A 20,745-nucleotide genomic window follows, 5' to 3' on the forward strand; every position below is an offset into this window, starting at 1 on the left:
GCGTGAGTTCGCGGTCAGGCCGCAGGGCTCGCGGTCTTCGGCCGGGAGGTGGCCACCTGGCCCATGGCTCGGTCGATCGTGATCTCGATGACCACGCGCTCGGGAGACGGACGCGCGGGCTGATCCGCTCCACAACCCGAGATGATCTCAGGACCGTCCCGATCGGTCCTGAGGCGACACGTGCCCAACGCCCGTGAAGGGCGGACTCTCCGGGGACTTTCCGCCGGGCAAGCAAGGAAGGCCCTGACAGCGTCGAAAGAAGCGAACGTGCTGGGCAGGGCTCGTTTCCCTAGCACTCGATGATGTTCACCGCGAGCCCGCCCCGGGCGGTCTCCTTGTACTTCACGGACATGTCCGCCCCGGTGTCCTTCATGGTCTTGATGACCTTGTCCAGGGACACCTTGTGCGAGCCGTCGCCGCGCATCGCCATCTTCGCGGCCGTGACCGCCTTCACCGAGGCCATGCCGTTGCGCTCGATGCACGGGATCTGGACCAGGCCGCCGACCGGGTCGCAGGTCAGGCCCAGGTTGTGCTCCATGCCGATCTCGGCCGCGTTCTCCACCTGCTCGGGGGAGCCGCCGAGCACCTCGGCGAGGGCGCCCGCGGCCATCGAGCAGGCGGAGCCGACCTCGCCCTGGCAGCCGACCTCGGCGCCGGAGATGGAGGCGTTCTCCTTGAAGAGCATGCCGATGGCGCCGGCGGCCAGCAGGAAGCGGACCACGCCGTCCTCGTCGGCGCCGGGGACGAAGTTGATGTAGTAGTGCAGGACGGCGGGGATGATGCCCGCCGCGCCGTTCGTGGGGGCGGTCACCACCCGGCCGCCGGCCGCGTTCTCCTCGTTCACCGCCATCGCGTAGAGCGTGATCCACTCCATCGCGTGCGCCGGCGCGTCGCCCTCGGCGCGCAGCTGGCGGGCGGAGACGGCCGCGCGGCGGCGCACCTTCAGGCCGCCCGGCAGGATGCCCTCGCGGGACATGCCGCGCTGCACGCACTCGCGCATCACCCGCCAGATCTCCAGCAGGCCGGTGCGGATCTCCTCCTCCGTGCGCCAGGCCCGCTCGTTCTCCAGCATCAGGGAGGAGATCGACAGGCCGGTCTCCTTCGTGAGGCGCAGCAGCTCGTCGCCGGTGCGGAAGGGGTACTTCAGGACCGTGTCGTCCAGCTTGATGCGGTCGGCGCCCACCGCGTCCTCGTCCACGACGAAGCCGCCGCCGACCGAGTAGTACGTCTTCGACAAAAGCTCCGTGCCGGAGGCGTCGTACGCCCATATGGTCATGCCGTTGGCGTGGTACGGCAGGGTCTTGCGGCGGTGCAGGACCAGGTCGTCTTCGAAGGAGAACGGGATCTCGTGCTCGCCGAGGAGCGAGATACGGCCGGCCGCCTTGATCTCCTCCACCCGCTCGTCGGCCGTCTCCACGTCCACGGTGCGCGGGGAGGCGCCCTCCAGACCGAGCAGCACCGCCTTGGGCGTGCCGTGGCCGTGGCCGGTCGCGCCGAGGGAGCCGTACAGCTCGCAGCGCAGGGACGCCACCGAGGACAGCACGTCCTCGTTGCGCAGCCGGCGTGCGAACATGCGCGCCGCGCGCATCGGGCCGACCGTGTGGGAGCTGGACGGGCCGATGCCGATCGAGAACAGGTCGAAGACCGAGATGGCCACGGATGACTCCTCAATGCGGGGGTGGTGCAAAAGGTGGTACAGGGGGCGGGCACCGCGCACGCCGTACGTCCAGTGTGCGCGGTGCTCCGCGGAAGGTGACTTACTTGTTCAGACCCGGGTAGAGCGGGTGCTTGGCGGCGAGCGCCTGCACGCGCGCCTTGAGGGCCTCGGCGTCGTAGGACGGCTTCAGCGCCTCGGCGATCACGTCCGCGACCTCGGCGAAGTCCTCGGCCGTGAAGCCGCGGGTGGCGAGGGCCGGCGTACCGATCCGCAGACCGGAGGTGACCATCGGCGGGCGCGGGTCGTTCGGGACGGCGTTGCGGTTGACCGTGATGCCGACCTCGTGGAGGCGGTCCTCGGCCTGCTGGCCGTCCAGCTCGGACTCGCGCAGGTCGACCAGGATCAGGTGCACGTCCGTGCCGCCGGACAGCACGTTCACGCCGGCCGCACGGGCGTCGGCCGCCGTCAGGCGCTCGGCGAGGATGCGCGCGCCGTCCACCGTACGACGCTGGCGCTCCTTGAACTCCTCCGAGGCCGCGACCTTGAAGGAGACCGCCTTGGCCGCGATCACGTGCTCCAGGGGGCCGCCCTGGAAGCCCGGGAAGACGGACGAGTTCAGCTTCTTCGCGAAGTCCTTCTTCGCGAGGATGATGCCGCCGCGCGGGCCGCCCAGGGTCTTGTGGGTGGTGGAGGTCACCACGTCCGCGTGCTCGACCGGGTTGGGGTGCAGGCCGGCCGCGACCAGGCCCGCGAAGTGCGCCATGTCGACCCAGAGGTAGGCCTCGACCTCGTCGGCGATCCGGCGGAACTCGGCGAAGTCCAGCCGGCGCGGGTACGCCGACCAGCCCGCGATGATCACCTTCGGGCGGTGCTCCTTGGCCAGGCGCTCGACCTCGGCCATGTCGACCAGACCGGTCTCGACGTCCACGTGGTACGCGACCACGTTGAACTGCTTGCCGGAGAAGTTCAGGCGCATGCCGTGGGTCAGGTGACCGCCGTGGGCGAGGTCCAGGCCGAGGATGGTGTCCCCGGGCTGGGCCAGCGCGAACAGGGCCGCCTGGTTGGCGGAGGCGCCGGAGTGGGGCTGCACGTTGGCGTACTCGGCGCCGAACAGCTCCTTGAGCCGGTCGATGGCGATCTGCTCGGCGACGTCGACGTGCTCGCAGCCGCCGTAGTAGCGGCGGCCCGGGTAGCCCTCGGCGTACTTGTTGGTGAGGACCGACCCCTGCGCCTCCATCACCGCGAGCGGCGCGAAGTTCTCGGAGGCGATCATCTCCAGCGTGGACTGCTGGCGGTTCAGCTCGGCGTCGACCGCGGCGGCGATCTCCGGGTCCAGTTCGTGCAGGGACGTGTTCAGGACGGACATACGGTTACGACTCCTCAGCCCGCGGTGAACGCGACGTACTCGTCGGCGGAGAGCAGGTCGCCCGGCTCGCCGGTGATCTTGACCTTGAACAGCCAGCCGCCCTCGAAGGGGGCCGAGTTCACCAGCGACGGGTCGTCGACGACGTCCTGGTTGGCCTCGACGACCTCACCGGTGACCGGGGAGTACAGGTCGGAGACCGACTTGGTCGACTCCAGTTCGCCGCAGGACTCGCCCGCGGCCACCGTGTCGCCGACCGCGGGGAGCTGGGCGTAGACCACATCGCCGAGCGCGTTGGCCGCGAACTCGGTGATGCCGACCGTCGCGACGCCGTTCTCGTCGGCGGCCGACAGCCACTCGTGCTCCTTGCTGTAGCGCAGCTGCTGGGGGTTGCTCATGGCCTGAATTCTCCTGTACGCGCGGGAGTGCTGATGAAGGGGGGACTGCTGGACCTGCCCGTGAGCAGGGAAAATGTGCGCAGGGTCACGTCAGGGGGACGTTCCGCGCCCAGTGTCTACTTCTGGCGCTTGTAGAACGGCAGCGCCACGACCTGGTACGGCTCGTGGCTGCCGCGGATGTCCACGCCCACGCCCTCGGCGCCGGGCGCGGCGTGCGCCGCGTCGACGTAGGCCATGGCGATCGGCTTGCCCAGCGTGGGGGAGGGGGCGCCGGAGGTGACCTCGCCGATCACCTCGCCGCCGGCGACGACGGCGAACCCGGCGCGCGGCACCCGGCGGCCCTCGGCGACCAGACCGACCAGGACGCGCGGCGGGTTCTGCTCGGCGCGGGCGGCGGCCCCGGTGAGCGCCTCGCGCCCGACGAAGTCGCCCTCCTTCTCGAACTTCACCACCCGGCCGAGCCCGGCGTCGAAGGGGGTGAGGGAGGTGGTCAGCTCGTGCCCGTACAGCGGCATGCCCGCCTCCAGGCGCAGGGTGTCCCGGCAGGACAGGCCGCACGGCACCAGGCCGACGCCCTCGCCGGCCTTGGTCAGCGCCTGCCACAGCTCGACGGCGTGCTCCGGCTTCACGAACAGCTCGAAGCCGTCCTCGCCGGTGTAGCCGGTGCGGGCGATGAGGGCCGGGACGCCCGCGACGGTGCCGGGCAGGCCGGCGTAGTACTTCAGGCCGTCCAGGTCGGCGTCCGTGAGGGACTTCAGGATGCCGGGGGACTGAGGGCCCTGGACGGCGATCAGCGCGTACGCGTCCCGGTCGTCACGGACCTCGGCGTCGAAGCCGGCGGCACGCTCGGTGAGCGCGTCCAGCACCACCTGGGCGTTGGAGGCGTTGGCCACGACCATGTACTCGGTCTCGGCGAGCCGGTAGACGATCAGGTCGTCCAGGATGCCGCCGTCGGCCTGGCAGATCATGGTGTAGCGGGCGCGGCCGACGCCCACGGAGGCGATGTTGCCGACCAGGGCGAAGTTCAGCAGGGCGGCGGCCTGCGGGCCGGTCACGGTGATCTCGCCCATGTGGGAGAGGTCGAACAGACCCGCCTTGGTGCGCACGGCCACGTGCTCGTCGCGCTCGGAGCCGTAGCGCAGGGGCATGTCCCAGCCGGCGAAGTCGGTCATCGTCGCACCGAGGGCGCGGTGCACGGCATCCAGCGCGGTGTGACGGAGTGCGGTACTGCTCATCGGTCGGTCGTCTCCCAGGGCAACAGGGATGGGGCGAGGAACGTTCCTCCCCATCTGTCATCGGAACCTGAGAGGTTCGCCATGACCGCCACAGGGACGACCACGGCTTGCACCTTGGGTGGAGCCACTGACGCAGCGGCCCGCTTTTCAGATGTGCCTCGCCCGCGCGGTAACGGGGCCTGAGAGATTCAAGGGAGGGACTTGCTCCTTCGGCGCCCCGGCACCAGTGCTGCCAGGGACTCTCCCGCGCGGATTCAAACGGCCGGTATGCAGTTGGCGGGCACATCATTGCACGCCGGGCCGTCCCTCGTCAGGGCCGCATCTGTAACCGGGCTGCGGCAGGACGCGCACCGAACCGCGGGACTTCGCGCATTACCTTCTCTTTACGCTACACGGGCATGGGTATTACCAGGCCTCCAGGGAAGGACGGACCACGGTGAAGAGGACCACGGCGTACGCCACCGCCACCGCCGTCGCGGTGCCGAAGCAGCCCTCCGCCCCGGCGCGCGAGCGCCGCGCCGGGCGGCCCGCCCCGGCCGTCCGCGACCTGCGCGACCGCGCCGGCCACAGCCCGCGCACGCTGGTCTTCGGGCCTCGGGACATCGCGGTGATCACCGGCCTGCCCGGCAGCGGCAAGTCCACCCTCATGCACCGTGCGGCCGCCGGGCGCCGCATCGACTCCCAGGACACCCGCGACCGCTTCGCGGCCCGCCTGCCCCGCTTCGTGCCGTACGCGCTCTACCGCCCGGCGGTCCGCGTGGCCCACTACGCCGCCCTGCGCCGCGCCCTGCGCGCCGGCGGGGGCGTCGTCGTGCACGACTGCGGCACGCAGCGCTGGGTGCGCGCCTGGCTCGCCCGCGAGGCCCGGCGCCGCGGCGGCACCCTGCACCTGCTGCTGCTCGACGTCCCGGCCGAGACCGCCCGGGAGGGCCAGCGCGAGCGGGGCCGGGGCGTCTCCCGCCACGCCTTCCGCCGCCACCGCCGTACGACCGCCCGGCTGCTGGATGCGGTCAGCCGCGGCGAGACGCCCGTCGGCTGCGGCTCGGTGGTGCTGCTCGACCGGGCGGCGGCGGACACCCTGAGCCGCGTGGAATTCACCGGCTGAGCGGGGCGGGACGACTGTCACCGCCACCCGCTAGCCTTCTGGGTCACAGCAGTGGTTCCCGGCAGGCGGCAGGCACATGGACTTCTCGGCGGCGGAATTCCCGGCGGACATCCCGGCACAGGCACACCCCCACCCGCACGGCGGTTGGCCCGGCAACGAGCTGGAGGAGGTGCTCTCGGCCTCCCTCGGCATACCCGCCGCGGCCGGCCGGATCGTCGAGGTCCTCGGCCGCAGCTTCCTGTGGATCCCCCTGCCGGGCGGCGGCGGCCCCGACAGCGGCGCGCTGGACCTGCCCACGCTGGACATCGAGGGCCAGGCGTACGTCCCCGTGTTCAGCTCCGAGGAGCAGCTCCGCCAGGTCGCCGGGTCCCACATGGCGTACACCGTCGCCCCGGCCGTGGAGTTCGCCCGCGGGCTACCCCCGCAGGTCGGCATCGCGGTGAACCCCGACGGAGTGGTCGGCGTCCCGGTCCCGCCGCAGGCGGTGGCCGAGCTGTGCCGCGCCGGCCGCACCCCGCTCGACGGCCCCGGCAGCGGCGGCAGGGTCCGCCTCTTCGAGCCCGACTGGCAGGACGACCCGGTCGACTTCCTCGCGGCCGCCTCCGCGGAGTTCGCCGGCACCGGGGTGGTCCTCACCGCCCGCCGCTGCCTCGCCGCGATCGAGACGGCCGACCCGGTGATGTTCGTCGGCGTCGAACTCTCCCGGTGGGAGGGCGACCTGCGGGCCCTGCCGCTGGAGGCCCTCGGTAAAGCCCTGGGCAAGATCCCGGTGCCGTGGCCGGTCAACCTGGTCCTGCTGGACGTGACCGACGATCCGGTGGCCGACTGGCTGAAGACGAACGTCCGTCCCTTCTACCAGTACGGCCACTGAGCCCACCCAGGGGCGCGGGGAACTGCGCGACCAGCCACAGGCGACCCGCACCCGCGCACGAAGCCGGCGGCCCCGAGCTGCTGGGCGCTTAAGCTGTTCACAAACGCGGGGCAACTCCCAGAAGGGCCGGTACAACAGGTGAGCGCGAGCCACAGCGGCAGCGTCGAGCACATGCTGCGCCAGGTCACCCCCGGACGCTACGACGCCTACGAGGCCCTGCTGCGCGCCCTCGCCACCCCCTCCTCCGGCCAGATCTGGATGCTCCTGTGGCACGGCCAGGCCGGCGCCCCGGACGCCCAGTACGGCGACATGGACGTGGACGGCTTCCACTACGCCCCCTGCGTCACCTCCGCCCAGGAGCTGTCGGCCAGTGGCTGGAACCGTTCCTACGAGGTCGTCGACGGCCTCGACGTGGCCCGCACCCTCTTCCCGGACCACTACGGCCTCTGGCTCAACCCGCACGCCCCGGGCGGCGGCGTCGGCATCACCTGGCTGGACCTGCGGCGCATCGCCACCGGCCTGGAGCGCCAGCCCGCCGGACCCCTCAGCCTGACCGAACCCGGCATCGAGGTCCCCCAGTTCTACGCCCTGCTCGCGCAGAACGCCCACCGCACCCCCGCGCTGCGCTCCCTGCGCCGCGCCTGGGTCCAGCCGGCGCTCGGGGCGCCGTACCTCGCCATCGGCCTGGACGTGTACGACACCTCGCCCGCCGCGGTCGACTCGGTGCGCGCGATGATGCAGCAGTCCGTCGGCGCCGTCCCGGAAGGGCTGCCGGTGTCCACGGTGGCCATGACGGACGAATACGACCCGGTCGTGATGTGGATGCGGACCCACGCCCGCCCGTTCTACGACCGCGAGGCCCACGCTGCCCCGCCCCAGCCCCAGGCGCCGCCCCGGACGCAGGCCCCGGCCGCCGGATACGGCTATCCGCCGGTGCACGGCGGCTACTGAGCCGCGACCCCGGGATCCGCCGTCCCCGGGGCCCCTGGCCGGGGCAATTGCGTCCGGTCACCGCAACTCGCTGTCCGTATAACAGGAAACGCCAGCTTGCATCACGGTTGCGCATCCTTTCACCGTCAAGGCTGGCGGCTGATCGCGCAAGCGTTGAAGACTCCCCCTTCAAGGGGTTCGCCCCTGTGTACGACGGACTGTTTGATGCCGCTACCAGCGGCAAGTGCGGGCCGGCTACCGCCGGTTGAGAGGGGTCCCAGCCTAATGACGGCACCATTGCACGAGCCGACCGCGGAAGCGGCCCCGGGCGCGGCCGAGGAAGCGGCGGTCGCCGCCACCGGCGCGAAGGCCGTTCAGGGCCGGTCGCTGGGGCGGATCGCCTGGGAGCGCCTCAAGCGGGACAAACTCGCCCTCACCGGCGGCGTAGTCGTGGTCCTCCTCATCGCGATCGCCCTGCTCGCGCCGGTGATCACGAATCTGGTCGGACAGGACCCGGACGTCTACCACCAGGGCCTGATCGACCCGCTGTTCAGCACCCCCAAGGGCTCCCTGGGCGGCCTGAGCGGCGACCACCTGCTCGGTGTCGAGCCGGTCAACGGCCGCGACATCTTCGCCCGCATCCTCTACGGCGCCCGGATCTCGCTGCTGGTCGGCTTCCTGTCGGCCGTGGTCGCCGTCATCCTCGGCACCATCCTCGGCATCCTGGCCGGCTTCTTCGGCGGCTGGGTGGACTCGCTCATCAGCCGCGTCATGGACGGCCTCCTGGCCTTCCCGCAGCTGCTGTTCATCATCGCGCTGGTCTCGGTCATGCCCAACCAGATGCTGGGCCTCACCGGTACGGGCGTGCGCGTCTTCGTGATGATCCTGGTCATCGGCTTCTTCGGCTGGCCGTACATCGGCCGTGTGGTGCGCGGCCAGACGCTCTCGCTGCGTGAGCGCGAGTACGTCGAGGCGGCCCGCTCGCTCGGTGCCGGGCAGTTCTACATCCTCTTCAAGGAGCTGCTGCCCAACCTCGTCGCGCCCATCATCGTGTACTCGACGATGATGATCCCCACGAACATCCTCACCGAAGCGGCACTCAGCTTCCTGGGTGTGGGCGTCAAGCCGCCCACGTCCTCCTGGGGACAGATGCTTTCGAGCGCGATCGACTACTACGACTCGGACCCCATGTACATGGTGATCCCGGGCGTGGCGATCTTCATCACGGTTCTGGCCTTCAACCTCTTCGGCGACGGCGTGCGGGACGCGCTCGACCCGAAGGCTTCCCGCTGAAGTGCCGTACCCCAAGCGTCCCGTGAGCTCATCCACGGGGTCTCTCATCAAATCCGGAGGATCCGAGATCGTGACTACCCAACGCACCTCAGGGCGGCGCAAGCAGGCCCTTGCCGCTGCCGCAGTGGTCGCCGGGCTGCTGACCACGGCGGCGTGCGGCGGTGGCAATGGCGACGGCGGCTCGAAGAACGGCGCGGCCGGCTTCAACGCGGCGGTCAACAAGGTCGCCCAGGCCGACCAGGTCAAGAAGGGCGGCACGCTGAAGTTCGTGAGCACGCAGGACGCCGACTCGTGGGACACCACGCGCGGCTACTACGGGTTCATGTGGGACTTCTCGCGCTACTACAGCCGCCAGCTGGTCACGTACAAGACCGAGCCGGGTGCCGCGGGCGCCGAGCTCACCCCGGACCTGGCCACGGACACGGGCAAGGTCTCGGACGGCGGCAAGACGTACACCTTCACCCTGCGTGACGGGGCCACCTGGGAGGACGGCAAGCCGATCACCTCCCAGGACATCAAGTACGGCATCGAGCGCGTCTGGGCGCAGGACGTCCTGTCCGGCGGTCCGATCTACCTCCAGCAGATGCTGGACCCCAAGAACACCTACAAGGGCCCGTACAAGGACTCCGCCAAGGACCACCTGGGTCTGAAGGCCATCTCCACGCCGGACGCGAAGACGATCGTCTTCCACCTGCCGACGCCCAACTCGGACTTCCTGCAGGTGCTGGCGATGGTCACGGCCTCCCCGGTCCGCCAGGACAAGGACACCAAGTCCAAGTACGGCCTGCACCCGTTCGCGTCGGGTCCGTACAAGTTCCAGTCGTACAACCCGGGCAAGGGCCTCGTCCTCGTCCGCAACTCCAACTGGAAGGCGTCCTCGGACCCGGTCCGCAAGGCGTACCCGGACAAGATCACGCTGGACATCTCCACCAACCAGGCCGACTCCGACCAGCGCCTCATCAACGGCGACTACGACGTCGACGCCTCCCAGACCGGTCTCGGCGCCCAGGGCCGCCAGATCGCCCTGAAGCAGCACAAGGCGAACCTGGACAACCCGGTCTCCGGCTTCATCCGCTACGCGGTCTTCCCGCAGAGCGTCAAGCCGTTCGACAACCTGCACTGTCGCAAGGCCGTGATCTACGCGGCCGACCACGTGTCGCTGCAGACGGCCCGCGGTGGCCCGGTCGCCGGTGGCGACATCGGCACCAACATGCTCCCGCCGTCGGTCTCCGGTGGTGAGGGTCAGAAGTACGACCCGTACCAGATCGCCACGAAGAACAAGAACGGCAACGTGGACCTGGCCAAGCAGGAGCTGAAGGCCTGCGGTCAGCCCAACGGCTTCAAGACCACCATCGCGGTCCGCAACAACAAGCAGCAGGAAGTGGCCACGGCCGAGTCCCTGCAGGCCGCGCTGAAGAAGGTCGGCATCACCGCCGACATCTACCAGTACGACGGCTCGCAGTCCCCGGGCATCATCGGCTCGCCCTCGAACGTGGCGAAGAAGAAGCTCGGCATCATCATCATGGGCTGGGGTCCGGACTTCCCGACCGTCCAGGGCTACGGCATCCCGCTGTGGAGCAGCCACTACATCCTGCAGAGCGGTAACAACAACTTCGCTCTGATCAAGGACAAGAAGATCGACGGTCTCTTCGACCAGTACACCGGCACGATGGACCAGTCGAAGAAGACCCAGATCGCCACGGACATCAACCACGCGGTCATGGAGGGTGCGTACTACCTGCCCTTCACCTTCGAGCGGCTGCTCAACATCCGCTCCTCGCGTCTGGCCAACGTGTACACGACGAACGCGTACAGCGGTTACTACGACTTCGTCAACCTCGGCCTGAAGTCCACGAAGTAAACCCGGCACACCCGCCGTACGGCACGAAAGGCAGGTGAAGGCCGGCGCGGCGCGACCGTGGGCCGCCGGAAGACCTCCGGCGGCCCGTGGTCCGCAGCGGGCCGATCGCTGTGCTCGCTTACCTCATCAGGCGGCTGTTCGCCGCCGCAGTGATGCTGGTCGTCATCATCCTGGTGGTCTTCAGCATCTTCTTCCTCGTCCCCAAGTGGGCGGGCGTGGACATCGCCACGAGCTTCGTGGGCAAGCAGGCAGACCCCCACGCCGTCGAGGCCGTGCGGGAGAAGCTGGGCCTGAGCGACCCGATCTACCAGCAGGTCTGGGAGTTCTTCAAGGGCATCTTCGTGGGCCGCACCTACTCGGGCGGCGGCGACGTCACCCACTGTGCCGCCCCGTGCTTCGGCTACTCCTTCCGCAGTGAGCAGGCCGTCTGGCCGGTGCTGACCGACCGCTTCCCGGTGACCCTGGGGCTCGCGCTCGGTGCCGCCGTGCTGTGGCTCATCTTCGGTGTCGCGGCGGGTGTGCTCTCCGCCCTCAAGCGGGGCAGCGTCTGGGACCGTGGCGCGATGGTCGTCGCCCTGAGCGGCGTCTCGCTGCCGATCTACTTCACCGGCCTGCTCTCGCTGGCGATCTTCAGCTACGGACTGCACTGGATCGACGGCAAGTACGTCTCCCTCGGTGACAGCTTCGGCGGGTGGTTCAGCGGCATGATCCTTCCCTGGATCACGCTCGCCTTCCTCTACGCGGCGATGTACGCCCGTATCACCCGGGCCACGATGCTGGAGATCCTCGGCGAGGACTACATCCGCACCGCCCGTGCCAAGGGCCTCACGGAGCAGGTCGTCATCGGCAAGCACGCCATGCGCTCGACGATGACCCCGATCCTGACCATGCTCGGCATGGACCTCGGCGCCCTGATCGGCGGCGCGATCCTCACCGAGACCACGTTCAGCATCCCCGGCCTCGGCCAGGCCGTGCTGACCGCCATCAAGAACCAGGACCTCCCCATCATCCTGGGCGTCACCCTGATCACCTCCCTCGCGGTGCTCCTCGCCAACCTCGCGGTGGACGTGCTGTACGCCGTGATCGACCCCCGAGTGAGGCTCGCATGACCGACCTCAGCAAGACCGGAGCGGCCGTGGGCGAGCCCACCGGCTCCTCTCCCGCGCCGTCGTCCTTCCTGGAAGTGCGCGACCTGAAGGTGCACTTCCCGACCGACGACGGCCTGGTGAAGTCCGTCGACGGGCTCAGCTTCACGCTGGAGAAGGGCAAGACCCTCGGCATCGTGGGCGAGTCGGGTTCCGGCAAGTCGGTGACCTCGCTCGGCATCATGGGCCTGCACACCGCCGGCCAGTACGGCAAACGCAAGGCGCAGATATCCGGCGAGATCTGGCTGAACGGCACCGAGCTGCTGTCCGCCGACCCCGACCACGTGCGCAAGCTGCGCGGCCGGGAGATGGCGATGATCTTCCAGGACCCGCTGTCGGCGCTGCACCCGTACTACACGATCGGCGCGCAGATCGTGGAGGCCTACCGGATCCACCACGACGTCGACAAGAAGACCGCCAAGCGCCGTGCGGTCGAGATGCTCGACCGCGTGGGCATCCCGCAGCCGGACAAGCGGGTGGACAGCTACCCGCACGAGTTCTCCGGCGGTATGCGCCAGCGCGCGATGATCGCGATGTCGCTGGTCAACAACCCCGAGCTGCTCATCGCGGACGAGCCGACCACGGCCCTGGACGTGACCGTGCAGGCGCAGATCCTCGACCTGATCCGGGATCTGCAGAAGGAGTTCGGCTCCGCGGTCATCATCATCACCCACGACCTGGGCGTCGTCGCCGAACTCGCCGACGACATCCTGGTGATGTACGGCGGCCGCTGCGTCGAGCGCGGCCCCGCGGAGAAGGTGTTCTACGAGCCCCGCCACCCCTACACCTGGGGTCTGCTCGGCTCGATGCCGCGCCTGGACCGTGACCAGCAGGAGCGCCTGACCCCGGTCAAGGGCTCCCCGCCGTCGCTGATCAACATCCCGTCCGGGTGCGCCTTCAACCCGCGCTGCCCGTACGCGGACATTCCGAAGGACAACGTCACCCGCACGGTCCGCCCCGAGCTGACCGAGGTCGGCAGCACGCACTGGGCCGCCTGCCACATGTCGCAGGAGCAGCGGGAGCGGATCTGGACCGAAGAGATTGCGCCGAAGCTGTGAGTGAGAACGCAGAGGACAAGGCAGTGAGCATCCCTGCACAGAGCGACGGCACGGAAGACAGGTCCGCCGGTACGGCCACGCTCTCCAAGGACGCCGCTCCGGGCGAGGTCCTGCTGAAGGTGACCGGGCTGCAGAAGCACTTCCCGATCAAGAAGGGCCTCTTCCAGCGCCAGGTCGGGGCCGTGCGCGCGGTCGACGGCATCGACTTCGAGGTGCGGTCCGGCGAGACCCTGGGTGTCGTGGGCGAGTCCGGCTGCGGCAAGTCGACGATGGGCCGGCTCATCACCCGGCTGCTCGAACCGACCGCCGGCACGGTGGAGTTCGAGGGCAAGGACATCACGCACCTCGGCGTGAGCGGCATGCGTCCGCTGCGCCGTGACGTGCAGATGATCTTCCAGGACCCGTACTCGTCGCTGAACCCGCGGCACACCATCGGCACCATCGTCGGTGCCCCCTTCCGGCTGCAGGGCGTCGAGCCCGAGGGCGGCATCAAGAAGGAGGTGCAGCGGCTGCTGTCGGTGGTCGGCCTCAACCCCGAGCACTACAACCGCTATCCGCACGAGTTCTCCGGCGGTCAGCGCCAGCGCATCGGCATCGCCCGCGCGCTCGCGCTGAAGCCGAGGATGGTCGTGGCGGACGAGCCCGTCTCCGCCCTGGACGTGTCCGTGCAGGCGCAGGTCGTGAACCTCATGGACGACCTCCAGGAGGAACTCGGCCTGACCTACGTGATCATCGCGCACGACCTCTCGGTCGTCCGGCACGTCTCGGACCGGATCGCGGTGATGTACCTGGGGAAGATCGTCGAACTCGCCGACCGGGACCTGCTGTACAAGTCGCCGATGCACCCGTACACCAAGGCGCTGATGTCGGCGGTGCCGATCCCGGACCCGCGGCGGAAGAACGCGAAGAGCGAGCGCATCCTGCTCAAGGGCGACGTGCCCTCGCCGATCTCGCCGCCGTCGGGCTGCCGCTTCCACACCCGGTGCTGGAAGGCGACGGAGATCTGCCGCACCACCGAGCCGGTGCTGGTGGAGCTGAGGCCCGGTCAGCGGGTGGCCTGCCACCACCCGGAGAACTTCGAGGACCAGGCCCCGCAGGACACCGTGCTGCTGACCGCGGCGAAGGAGGCGGCCGAGCTGGTCGCCGACGAGGTCCTCGCGGAGTCGGCGGAGACGTCGGCGGCGGTGGCGGCGGAACTCGCCGAGGAGGCTGCGGAGGCTGCGGAGGAGTCCTCCGAGGTGACCGCCGAGGAGACCTCCGAGGTGACTGCCGAGGCGTCTTCCGAGGAGGCTGCCGAGGAGTCCGCCGCGGAAGCCTCCGCCGAGTCGTCCGAAGCGGCCGAAGCGGCCGAGTCGTCCGAAGCGGCCGAGTCCGAGGCCGCTGAGCCCGCCGAGGCCGCTGAGGCTTCCGAGGCCTCCGAGGCGTCCGAGTCCGGGTCCAAGTCCGGCGCGCAGGAGTCAACCGACAAGTAGCGCATGACAACTGGGCAAAGTCATGTACATGCCTGAACGGGAGAGCGCACAGTCGTCCGTGTCCGACCACTGATCGGTACACGCTCGAAAGGGACGACCATGGCACTCTCCCGTTCGGCACGTCTGGGGGCTGTCGCGACCGCGGCGGCCTCCTTCCTCGTCATCGGCGCCGCCTCCGCCCCCACCCCGGGCGCCCCCGGCATCGGTGACCCCTACTTCCCGGAGCTCGGCAACGGCGGCTTCGACGCCCTGCACTACGACCTCGACGTCGCCTACGCCCCGGACACCGGCCGCCTGGACGGCCGTACGACCCTCACCGCCCGTGCCACGCAAGCCCTGTCCTCCTTCGACCTCGACCTCCAGCAGCTGCAGATCACGAAGGTCGAAGTGAACGGCGGACACGCCGAGTTCAGCCGCGACGGCGACGAGGTCACCGTCACCCCGCGCAGCAGCCTGCCGCGCGGCCGGACCTTCACCGTCTCCGTCACCTACGGCGGCGTCCCCGAGCCCCTCGGCGGTCCCATCGTGTTCGGCTCCAAGTACGGCTGGATGAAGACCGCCGACGGCGTCTTCGTCGCCTGCGAGCCCAACGCCGCCTCCACCTGGTTCCCGTCCAGCGACCACCCGTCCGACAAGGCCACCTACGACATCCGGATCAAGGCGCCCGAGGGCCTGACCGGGGTCTCCAACGGCCGGCTGATCTCGACGTACGACAGGCACGGCTCGACGTACACCCACTGGCGGGAGTCGAGGCCGATGGCGACCTACCTCGCCACCGCCACCATCGGCAGGTTCGACGTGCGCACAGGCCGCACGCCCGGCGGCACCCCGATCTACGTCGCCGTCGACCCCGTGCTGAAGGACAGCAACAAGGTCGACGTGTACGCCGTCACCGCCGCGGCGACCGACTACTGGTCGAAGGTCTTCGGGCCGTACCCGTTCGAGGAGACCGGCGCGATCGTGGACGACATGCCCGAGGCCGGGTTCTCGCTGGAGGTGCAGAGCAAGCCGGCGTACTCGGCCGTGCGCAGCGAGACGACCATCGTGCACGAGCTGGCCCACCAGTGGTTCGGCGACTCGGTGAGCGTCGCGCGGTGGAAGGACATCTGGCTCAACGAGGGCTTCGCCACCTACGCCCAGTGGCTGTGGGCGGAGCACCAGGGCACCCGCTCGGCCCACGACTCCTTCCTCGCCGATTACGGCGCCCGCCCCGCCGCCTCCTCCTTCTGGCAGGTGCGGGTGGCCGACCCCCAGCGGGACACGATGTTCTCCTCCGCCGTGTACGACCGGGGCGCGATGACGCTCCAGATGCTCCGGGAGCGCATCGGCGACAAGGCGTTCTTCAGGCTGCTGCCGGCCTGGACGAAGCTCCACCGGTACGGCAACGCGGACACCGCGGACTTCATCCGCCTCGCCGAGCGCGTCAGCGGGCGGCAGCTGGACGACCTCTTCGACACCTGGCTCTTCACCACAGGGAAGCCCGCCCTGTGAGCCTGGCTTTGTAAGGTTCACGCCTCTCGGCGGGTGAGAATGTAGGGGTGCAGCTCCAGCAACTCTTCAGTCCCTCCGTCCAGCACACGCTCGATGTCGTCGGCATCTTCGTGTTCGCCATCTCCGGCGCGCTGCTGGCCGTCCGGAAGAACTTCGACGTCTTCGGCATCGCCGTCCTCGCCGAGGTCACCGCGCTGGGCGGGGGACTGTTCCGTGACCTGGTCATCGGGGCCGTACCGCCGGCCGCCTTCACCGACCTCGGCTACTTCCTCACCCCGCTGCTCGCCGCGCTCGTCGTGTTCTTCCTGCACCCCCACGTGGAGCGCATCCAGACGGGCGTGCTGGTCTTCGACGCGGCCGGCCTCGGCCTGTTCTGCGTCAGCGGCACGACGAAGGCGTACAGCTACGGCCTCAACCTGACCGCGTCGGCGACGCTCGGGCTCGCCACCGCCGTCGGCGGCGGTGTGCTGCGCGACGTGCTCGCCAACGAGGTCCCCTCGCTGCTGCGCTGGGACCGCGACCTGTACGCGGTCCCGGCGATCGTCGGCGCCACGATGGTGGTGCTGTGCATCCACTACGACGCGCTGACCCCCCTCACCAGTGGGCTCGCGGTCGTCACCGCTTTTGTGCTGCGCCTGCTCGCGATGCGGTTCCACTGGCGAGCTCCGCGCGCGTGGAACCGCCGGTCGACGGTGACCGAGGAGTAGTCCCGGTGGCTCCGGCGGCGCTCCCGGTGAGAGAAGCCGTGCCGCCGGTGAGAGAGCCGTCGTGGCCCCGGGCGTGGTTCTGGCCCATCTGCAGGGTCAGCCAGCGGAACACCGTGTCCACCTGGGGGCGCCACAGCGCCATGTTGTGGCCGCCCGCGCTGCGCGGCAGGAACACCACGTGCACGGTCGTCGGTGCCTTGGCGATGGACTCCATCGCCACACCCGCCTGGTAGCCGTCGCCGGACTCGCCGGAGATGTACAGCGCGATGCGCGGCGGGACGGCCGACTTCTTGAGGATCAGGTACGGGTTGTTCTCGGCGCGCAGGGCGGGGTTCTGCGCGGCGAGCGAGTTGCGCTCGCCGATCGGGTCGTTGTAGCCGGACAGGCTCACCGCGGCCCGGTAGCGGTCCGGGTGCGCCACGGCCAGCTTGACCGCGCAGTGCGCGCCCGCGGAGTAGCCGGCGACGGCCCAGCCCCGCGGGGCGGGCTCGGCGCGGAAGTTGTCCATGACCATCTTCGGCACGTCGATGCTCAGCCAGGTGTCGGCGTTGACCTGGCCGGGGATGTTGGCGCAGCCGGTGTCCACACCGGCCAGCAGGTTGGTGCGCGGCGCGACCAGGATGAAGGGCGCCACCTGCCCGCTCCGCATCAGCGGCAGCAGCTGCTCGTGCACCTTCAGCGACCCGTACCAGGCCTTCGCCGAACCGGGGTAGCCCGGCAACAGCTCCACCACCGGGAACTTCTTGTTGCGGTAGGCCGGGTCGTCGTACTGCGGCGGCAGCCAGACGTAGACCTCGGCGTTCACGCCGGAGACCCGGCCCTTGAGCTGGGTGACGCGCACGCCGCCGGCCGACCCCATGGCCGGCCCGGAGGCCGCCGTGAAGGTCTGCTTGACCTTGGGCAACCGTTTCACCGCTATGCCACCGGTGCCGTCCCGGCCGAGGTCCTGCGCCTGCTGGACGTGGTTGCCGGTGCCGAGCAGGTCGGCCCAGTTGTCGTACAGGTTGTTCTGGTTGTTGACCAGGACGAAGATCAGCGTGACGGCGGTACCCTGGGCGAACAGCAGCATCAGCAGCCGGGCCGCGGCGCGCAGGGGCTTGGGCCCGCGCACGCGCGACCACAGGACGAGCGGCAGTATCAGTGCGACCACGGCCAGCACGGCGGTGGCGTAGAGGAACGGAGTCCCGGTGAGGCTCATGTCCCCATAGAGGGGAATCGGAGCCCCGGGGTTGTGGACGTGTCCGGACACTTACCGAGAAATTGCCGGAACCTCACCCGGCGGGGCCAGTCCATTACCGCGCGCAGACAAAGCTACCGCTTAGTAGTTACCTGTTGTACCGTTCATCCATGCCAGAAGCAGCTTCCGCACCCGCCGCCGCGGCGGTGATCGGCGACAGCGAGTTCGACCGCGACACCGCGGTCAGCCGGCGCGAGCCCGGCGTCCACACCGTCGACCTGTCGGCCGGCTGGACCATCTTCAACGCCGTCAACGGCGGCTACCTGCTGGCCGTGCTCGGCCGGGCCCTCGCGGACACGCTCCCGCACCCGGACCCCTTCACCCTCACCGCGCACTACCTGACCGCCTCCCGGCCCGGCCCGGCGGTCATCCGCACGCAGACGGTCCGCACCGGCCGCACCCTGTCCACCGGTCAGGCCTCGCTCCTCCAGTACGACGACGAGGGCAACGAGGTCGAGCGCATCCGCGTCCTCGCCTCCTACGGGGATCTCTCCGCCCTCCCCGACGACGTCCGTACGACGGCGACGCCGCCCGCGATCCCGCCGCTCGAGCAGTGCTTCGGCCCCGAGGACGGCCCCGCCCCGCTGGACAGCGGCTCGCAGATCGCCGACCGCCTGATGATCAAGCTGGACCCGGCGACCCTGGGCTGGGCCCTCGGCGCGCCCTCGGGCAAGGGCGAGATGCGGGCCTGGTTCGGCCTCGCCGACGGGCGCGACGCCGACCCGCTCTCCCTCCTCCTCGCGGTGGACGCCCTCCCGCCCACGGCCTTCGAGATCGGCCTGAAGGGCTGGGTCCCCACGGTGGAGCTCACCGTCCACGTCCGGCACCGCCCGGCCCCCGGCCCGCTGCGGGTGTCGATCACCACCCGCAACCTGGCCGGCGGCTTCCTGGAGGAGGACGCCGAGGTCTGGGACTGCGACGACCGCCTGGTCGCCCAGTCCCGCCAGCTGGCCCGCGTCAGGCTCGGCTGAACGGGGCGCGCCCCAGCCAGGCCGCCAACCGCTCGTACACGCCGGCTCCGTCGCCGGCCGCACGGCAGGCCGCGAAGTGGTGGTCGCCCGGACGGCCGCCGGGCAGCACCCGGCGGGCGGTGGCGAGCGCGAACTCGGCGAGTTCCGGGTCGAGTTCGCCCGCCCGGCCGAGGGCCTCGGCGAGGTCCCAGGTGTGGGTGACGATCTCCATCACATAGCCGGAGAGCGCCGCGTGGCCCGTGACCTCCCCCCACGGAACCCGTACCAGGGTGGTCATCCGCTCGTCGCTCTCCCAGGCCCTGAGGACCCGGACGCGCACCTCGTCGTAGGCCGCGGCCCAGCCGTCGTCCCCGACGCCCTCGGCGAACGGGTGCACGGCGAGCCCGTCGCCGCCCTCCCCGATGACCGCGTTGCGCAGGGTGCCGCCGACGATGTGGCTCAGCAGGGTCCGTACGTCGTACTCGGCACACGGTGTCGGGCCGCCGAGGTGCTCCGGGCGCACCGTCTTGATCAGGGCCGCCGCCTGCTCGGTGGCGCGGGTGTACACGGGGCGGGGGTCGGTGAAAGCGGTGCTGCTCATGGCGTGCCTCTCGGTCGGTCGGTACGACGGTCGTGCGTCGGACGGGTGCCTCGGACGGGTGCCTCGGACGGGTGCCTCGGACCGGTGCGTCGGGTGTGCCGGGTCCGCGCGCCGGGTCCGTGCGCCGATGGGACGAGAGTGGCCGGATAACCTGACAGTTCCCGTCAGCATTTGCGCTGGCTCTCGTGGCGACGGGATTCTTGGGCGCGTGAAGTCCGACCGGCTGCTGTCGATCCTGCTGCTCCTGCAGACCCGGGGCCGCGTCCCCGCGCACGAACTCGCCGACCGGCTGGAGGTGTCGGTCCGCACCATCTACCGGGACATCGAGGCGCTGTCGGCGTCCGGTGTCCCGGTCTACGCCGAGCGGGGGCGGCACGGCGGCATCGAACTCCTCGCCGGTTTCCGCACCGACGTCACCGGTCTCACCGCGGACGAGTCCCGCGCCCTGTTCATCCTGGCCGCGCAGGGCGCCCATGCCGCGCTCGGTCTCGACACGGCCCTCGGCTCGGCCCTGCGCAAGGTGATGGCCGCGCTGCCGGCGCCGCACCGGCCCGCCGCCGAGGTGACCAGCCGCCGGATCCTGGTGGACGCCACCCGCTGGAAGAGCGGCCCGCAGCAGGCCGTCGACCTGGAGGCGCTGCAGGAGGCGGTCTTCTCCGACCGGCGCCTCAGGCTGCGCTACCGGCACAGCGGAGAGCGGGAGCCGCGCACGTACACCGTCGATCCGTACGGCCTCGTCGCCAAGGCGGGGGTCTGGTACCTGGTCGCCGACCGGCGCGGCGCCCCGCGGCTGTTCCGCGCCGACCGGGTGCGCTCGGCCCGGCTGCTGGACGATCCCGTACGGCGCAGGCCGGGCGTGGAACTCGCCGGCGTCTGGGAGGTGCTGCGCCGCCGGGTGGAGGAGCGCGAGGAGGGGATCGAGGTGACGGTACGGGTGCGACGCGACCGGCTCGACATGTTCCAGCGGATGTTCGCCCCGCAGCTGCCCGCCCCGCCCGAGGACGCGGGTGACTGGGTCACCGCCCGGCTGACGTACCCGGTGCTGCCCGCGGTGCGCCAGCTCCTCGCCTTCTCCGACCAGGTGGAGGTCCTGCATCCGCCGGAGGCCCGCGCGGAACTGCTCGCGGCGGCCCGTTCCGTCACGGCCCTGTACGGATCGACAGCTCACGGACAGGGTGAGCCCAAGCACCGCCCAGGCGCGGTTGGTTGAGTGCGGCTCCTCAGGACTTCCTCATCGTTCCCGGAGCTGACTCCCATGAAGCGTGCCCGCCTGCTGCCCGCCGTCGCCCTGCTGGCGGTGTCCCCGCTGCCCACAGGGGCACCCACGGGTGTGCCGTCGGGCATGGCCTCGGGCCGGCCGTCGGGCATGGC

At 70.4% G+C, this 20,745-nt stretch carries 18 protein-coding genes and 1 riboswitch; of the genes, 12 read left to right on the forward strand and 6 right to left on the reverse strand.

The window, feature by feature from the left end; genetic code table 11:
* Positions 1-289 precede the first annotated feature (289 nt).
* The 4 genes from AB0N17_RS18520 to gcvT all read right to left on the reverse strand — a co-directional run bounded on the left by AB0N17_RS18520 (position 290) and on the right by gcvT (position 4,653).
* Positions 290-1,657 (reverse strand): L-serine ammonia-lyase, encoded by a 1,368-nt coding sequence (locus tag AB0N17_RS18520; protein WP_366012401.1) that lies wholly within the window; start codon positions 1,655-1,657, stop codon positions 290-292.
* 100 nt (positions 1,658-1,757) lie between these two features.
* The gene (gene glyA / locus AB0N17_RS18525) at positions 1,758-3,023 is read right to left on the reverse strand and encodes a serine hydroxymethyltransferase (protein ID WP_366012402.1); all 1,266 of its coding nucleotides are present in this window, start codon (positions 3,021-3,023) and stop codon (positions 1,758-1,760) included.
* 14 nt (positions 3,024-3,037) lie between these two features.
* Positions 3,038-3,418 carry a glycine cleavage system protein GcvH gene (gene gcvH / locus AB0N17_RS18530; RefSeq protein ID WP_366012403.1) on the reverse strand — a complete coding sequence of 127 codons (381 nt, stop codon included), beginning with the start codon at positions 3,416-3,418 and terminating at the stop codon, positions 3,038-3,040.
* A gap of 116 nt (positions 3,419-3,534) precedes the next feature.
* Positions 3,535-4,653: a glycine cleavage system aminomethyltransferase GcvT gene (gcvT, locus tag AB0N17_RS18535; protein ID WP_366012404.1), complete on the reverse strand. Its 1,119-nt coding sequence runs from the start codon at positions 4,651-4,653 to the stop codon at positions 3,535-3,537.
* A 157-nt stretch (positions 4,654-4,810) separates the two neighbouring features.
* Positions 4,811-4,910: riboswitch (glycine riboswitch) on the reverse strand.
* A gap of 179 nt (positions 4,911-5,089) precedes the next feature.
* On the opposite strand from gcvT, the gene AB0N17_RS18540 reads away from it, so the two are divergent.
* The 10 genes from AB0N17_RS18540 (at position 5,090) to AB0N17_RS18585 (ending at position 16,586) form a co-directional block, all read left to right on the forward strand.
* Positions 5,090-5,758, forward strand: a complete 669-nt coding sequence (locus tag AB0N17_RS18540; RefSeq protein WP_366012405.1) for an AAA family ATPase — start codon at positions 5,090-5,092, stop codon at positions 5,756-5,758.
* Positions 5,759-5,834: 76 nt separating this feature from the next.
* Positions 5,835-6,629, forward strand: a complete 795-nt coding sequence (locus AB0N17_RS18545) for an enhanced serine sensitivity protein SseB (RefSeq protein WP_366012406.1) — start codon at positions 5,835-5,837, stop codon at positions 6,627-6,629.
* Between the two features lie 138 nt (positions 6,630-6,767).
* Entirely contained in the window at positions 6,768-7,580 is an 813-nt protein-coding gene (locus AB0N17_RS18550) for an enhanced serine sensitivity protein SseB C-terminal domain-containing protein (RefSeq protein WP_366012407.1), read from the forward strand.
* A 264-nt stretch (positions 7,581-7,844) separates the two neighbouring features.
* Positions 7,845-8,852, forward strand: a complete 1,008-nt coding sequence (locus AB0N17_RS18555; protein WP_366012408.1) for an ABC transporter permease — start codon at positions 7,845-7,847, stop codon at positions 8,850-8,852.
* Positions 8,853-8,922: 70 nt separating this feature from the next.
* Entirely contained in the window at positions 8,923-10,713 is a 1,791-nt protein-coding gene (locus AB0N17_RS18560; protein WP_366012409.1) for an ABC transporter substrate-binding protein, read from the forward strand.
* Positions 10,714-10,823: 110 nt separating this feature from the next.
* Positions 10,824-11,822, forward strand: a complete 999-nt coding sequence (locus AB0N17_RS18565; RefSeq protein WP_366012410.1) for an ABC transporter permease — start codon at positions 10,824-10,826, stop codon at positions 11,820-11,822.
* Positions 11,819-12,916, forward strand: coding sequence for an ABC transporter ATP-binding protein (locus AB0N17_RS18570; RefSeq protein ID WP_366012411.1), 1,098 nt, complete (start codon positions 11,819-11,821; stop codon positions 12,914-12,916). Before AB0N17_RS18565 ends, AB0N17_RS18570 begins: the two co-directional genes overlap by 4 nt.
* Before the next feature lie 23 nt (positions 12,917-12,939).
* Positions 12,940-14,388, forward strand: a complete 1,449-nt coding sequence (locus AB0N17_RS18575; RefSeq protein WP_366012412.1) for a dipeptide ABC transporter ATP-binding protein — start codon at positions 12,940-12,942, stop codon at positions 14,386-14,388.
* A 99-nt stretch (positions 14,389-14,487) separates the two neighbouring features.
* The gene (locus AB0N17_RS18580) at positions 14,488-15,879 is read left to right on the forward strand and encodes a M1 family metallopeptidase (protein ID WP_366012414.1); all 1,392 of its coding nucleotides are present in this window, start codon (positions 14,488-14,490) and stop codon (positions 15,877-15,879) included.
* Between the two features lie 47 nt (positions 15,880-15,926).
* Entirely contained in the window at positions 15,927-16,586 is a 660-nt protein-coding gene (locus tag AB0N17_RS18585; RefSeq protein WP_366012416.1) for a trimeric intracellular cation channel family protein, read from the forward strand.
* Here AB0N17_RS18585 and AB0N17_RS18590 read toward each other — a convergent pair.
* On the reverse strand, positions 16,495-17,784 hold the full coding sequence (locus AB0N17_RS18590; RefSeq protein ID WP_366012417.1) for an alpha/beta hydrolase-fold protein: 1,290 nt from the start codon (positions 17,782-17,784) through the stop codon (positions 16,495-16,497). The two genes, AB0N17_RS18585 and AB0N17_RS18590, sit on opposite strands and share 92 nt — an antisense overlap.
* A gap of 149 nt (positions 17,785-17,933) precedes the next feature.
* Between AB0N17_RS18590 and AB0N17_RS18595 the strand changes: the two genes are divergently transcribed.
* Positions 17,934-18,794, forward strand: a complete 861-nt coding sequence (locus tag AB0N17_RS18595) for a thioesterase family protein (RefSeq protein WP_366012418.1) — start codon at positions 17,934-17,936, stop codon at positions 18,792-18,794.
* On the opposite strand, the gene AB0N17_RS18600 is transcribed toward AB0N17_RS18595, so the two are convergent.
* Entirely contained in the window at positions 18,781-19,374 is a 594-nt protein-coding gene (locus AB0N17_RS18600; RefSeq protein WP_366012419.1) for a TIGR03086 family metal-binding protein, read from the reverse strand. The genes AB0N17_RS18595 and AB0N17_RS18600 overlap by 14 nt on opposite strands.
* Before the next feature lie 208 nt (positions 19,375-19,582).
* Between AB0N17_RS18600 and AB0N17_RS18605 the strand changes: the two genes are divergently transcribed.
* Positions 19,583-20,584: a YafY family protein gene (locus AB0N17_RS18605; RefSeq protein ID WP_366012421.1), complete on the forward strand. Its 1,002-nt coding sequence runs from the start codon at positions 19,583-19,585 to the stop codon at positions 20,582-20,584.
* Positions 20,585-20,745: the final 161 nt, after the last annotated feature.

This window comes from Streptomyces sp. NPDC051133 (assembly GCF_040682635.1).
In the GTDB taxonomy this organism is placed as follows: domain Bacteria; phylum Actinomycetota; class Actinomycetes; order Streptomycetales; family Streptomycetaceae; genus Streptomyces.